We start from the raw sequence: 2906 nt of genomic DNA, 5'->3' as shown, positions 1-2906 counted from the left end.
ATTATGGTTATCGCCGAATGACTCTAGAATTGAGGAATCGTGGTTTTGTAGTGAACCATAAGAAGGTCCAACGTCTGATGAAGATCCTTGGTTTAAGTGCCCGAATTCGTCGTAAACGCAAGTATTCTTCCTACCAAGGAGAGATTGGCAAGAAAGCAGATAACCTTATTCAACGCCAATTTGAAGCATCGAATCCAATGGAAAAGTGCTATACAGATGTGACAGAATTTGCCATTCCAGCAAGCAGTCAAAAGCTTTATTTATCACCAGTTTTAGATGGCTTTAACAGCGAAATTATCTCCTTCAATCTTTCTACTTCGCCGAACTTGATACAAGTGAAAGATATGCTAGAACAAACCTTTACAGAGGAATATTACGAAAATACAATTCTCCATAGTGACCAGGGATGGCAATACCAACACGATTTCTATCATCATTTTTTAAAGAATAAGGGAATCCAACCATCTATGTCACGTAAGGGAAATAGCCCAGATAACGGTATGATGGAATCTTTCTTTGGCATTCTTAAGTCTGAAATGTTTTATGGTTATGAGAATACGTTTCAGTCACTTGAACACTTGGAGCAAGCTATTGTAGACTATATTGATTACTACAACAATAAACGCATTAAGGTAAAATTAAAAGGACTTAGTCCTGTGCAATACAGAACTAAATCCTTTACTTAAATTATTTGTCTAACTTTTTGGGGTCAGTACATTTCCAGGCTACTTTTTTAAAACACGCGATAAACATAGGGATTCTCTGGTTTATCGACTTTGGTAAAGCTATCGATTTCCAAGGTTGGGAGGTTTTGTTTGAGTTCTTTATGATAGTGATTGACCAGTTTTCCTTTGGCTGTTATCCAGGTGTTATTCTCATACTGACGGGTATTTCCCTTGGTCAGCAATCCATAGACACCAGAATCCGCGATACAATGGATAATGCCGAAGCGGAACAGAAATTGGCTATTGGCATGACTAGGGTCATTATAGACAAAGCCTGTGAACTGGACTGTCTTACCCTCAAACTCATCTGGATAGTCGTAGATAGCCTCCATGACTTCCATATAGTTTTCATTAGTGATCTGAATACTATCTTGGGACAAGTATTTATCCGCCGCAGTTCGCATTTCCTTTTCATAAGCTGATTTTGAAAAATAAGAACTGGTATCTGGTTTCAAATATTGGCTTGTCGTTCCTTCACTTGTCTGAATGGCTTGATCCGTGCCTTCTGATAAGGGGAAGTGATAGCCTTTGGCAGAAACGGTCTGAGAATCCAAGCTAACAGTTGGAAAAGTTAAACCGACGACAAGTGGAATAGCCAGAAGAGCAACACTCGTCACCTNCGCCAATCGGCTGTTCAGATGACTGTGGGTTTTGACTTGCTTCATCCAGATATACAGTTGAACAATTGCCAAAATAAAGGAAAGTACCATGGAAATATAGGCCAGATAGGAATAGTGCATGTTGATGTACTGGTTTAATTTTCCGGACAGATGGAGATAAATAGTCAATTCAAAATAGCCAGCTAAAACTAAAAATCGAATCATAGGATGACTCCAATCAAGAGAGAATACACTAAGACGACAAGAGTCACAATCGTTATGAAGTGACTGATAAATCGTGCTTTCAAGTAATTTTTCATCATGAGAATATTTTTGATATCCAGCATTGGGCCAATCACCAGAAAGGCCATAACTGGTGCCAAGCCGAAACTTGAGAGAAGAGAAGCACCGATAAAGGCATCTGCCTCACTGCAGAGAGAGAGAAGAAAGGCCAAAAGCATCAAGAGCAAGATAGCAAAAAGAGGGGTTGCGCTGATAGAAGTCAGAATACGAGTCGGAACATAGACCTGTATCATAGAGGCAAAAAGACAGCCAAATACCAAATAGCGTCCCATATCAAAAAACTCATCAATTGCTTGCATAAAGACTTGAAAAACTTTTTTTGCAGGACTCAAGTGAGAAAAATTGTGCTCATGACAAGCCAAACGATTTTCTTTTTGAATCGGTTCTTGCCAGAAAAATCCAAGAAAAATCCCAAGTATCACAGCTACAAGAATGGACCCCAGAGCTCGTAACAGAGCGATATGGAAGGAGTTGCCAAAGGCAGAATAGGTCGCAAAGAGAACAATAGGATTGATGACAGGTGCTGTCACAAGAAAGGGAACGGCCGTGTAACTGGGAACCTTTTTTTCCAGGAAACGATTGATAATGGGGACGATTCCACATTCACAAGAGGGAAAAAGTATCCCCACGAAGGTGCCAAAAAAGATTCTCCCCCAACGATTTCGAGGGAGAAAATGATAAACCTTGTCAGGTGTGATATAGACCTCAACTAGTCCTGAAACAATACTTCCTATCAGAACGAAGGGTAGGGCTTCAATGATTATAGAGAGAAAAATAGCCCCAGTCTGAAGCACACTCGATGGGAGTTGTTGGAAAGCAGTCATCTAGTTTTTCTTTTCTGCTTTGGCTTTTTTCTCTTTGTCATCGGGGAAAGTAACTTGTTTCAAATCAGGGAGTTTCGCAAACTCTTCAAACATCTTGTCTAAGTCGTCCGTTTTTGTAAATTTTACAGCCATAGGTGTACCTCGATTCTAAATTCTACCTCTATTATACTATTATTTTGAGTAAAAGGGAAAAGTTGGAATTTCAAATTGAGTAGATAATAGATAATATAGCTTGATATCATCTGATGTATACTATAATTATGCTATAATTAAGTAAATTATCAGAAAATTATTGGAGGTAGTCAAATTGACTTGCTCAATTAGTGTTATTTTGTTACATCAAGGAGATAAAAATAGTTTATTAGAGTCCTTATCAATAGTGGATAGACAAACATTAAAAGATATAGAAGTTATTATTGTAAATCAATCTACAGAGAAGATAGTTCCTATTAACC

The 2906-nt window shown here is 38.4% G+C and carries 4 protein-coding genes; 1 reads left to right on the top strand and 3 read right to left on the bottom strand.

Going from position 1 to position 2906, the window contains the following annotated elements:
- Positions 1-686 (top strand): IS3 family transposase (locus D8837_RS09110; RefSeq protein ID WP_125456858.1); only part of this gene is annotated, 686 nt, incomplete at its 5' end.
- Positions 687-733: 47 nt separating this feature from the next.
- Here D8837_RS09110 and D8837_RS09105 read toward each other — a convergent pair.
- From D8837_RS09105 to D8837_RS09770, 3 genes are read right to left on the bottom strand one after another with little or no spacing between them, the layout of a single operon-like run.
- Positions 734-1549 carry a TIGR03943 family putative permease subunit gene (locus D8837_RS09105; protein ID WP_125456857.1) on the bottom strand — a complete coding sequence of 272 codons (816 nt, stop codon included), beginning with the start codon at positions 1547-1549 and terminating at the stop codon, positions 734-736.
- A complete protein-coding gene (locus D8837_RS09100; protein ID WP_125456856.1) occupies positions 1546-2451 on the bottom strand; it encodes a permease in 906 nt (301 codons plus the stop codon). The genes D8837_RS09105 and D8837_RS09100 overlap by 4 nt, the downstream gene beginning before the upstream one ends.
- Entirely contained in the window at positions 2452-2583 is a 132-nt protein-coding gene (locus D8837_RS09770) for an SPJ_0845 family protein (RefSeq protein ID WP_004234728.1), read from the bottom strand.
- Positions 2584-2906: the final 323 nt, after the last annotated feature.

This window comes from Streptococcus mitis, from assembly GCF_003942965.1.
In the GTDB taxonomy this organism is placed as follows: Bacteria; Bacillota; Bacilli; order Lactobacillales; family Streptococcaceae; genus Streptococcus; species Streptococcus mitis_BH.
This window is presented reverse-complemented; position numbering and strand designations above follow the sequence as displayed.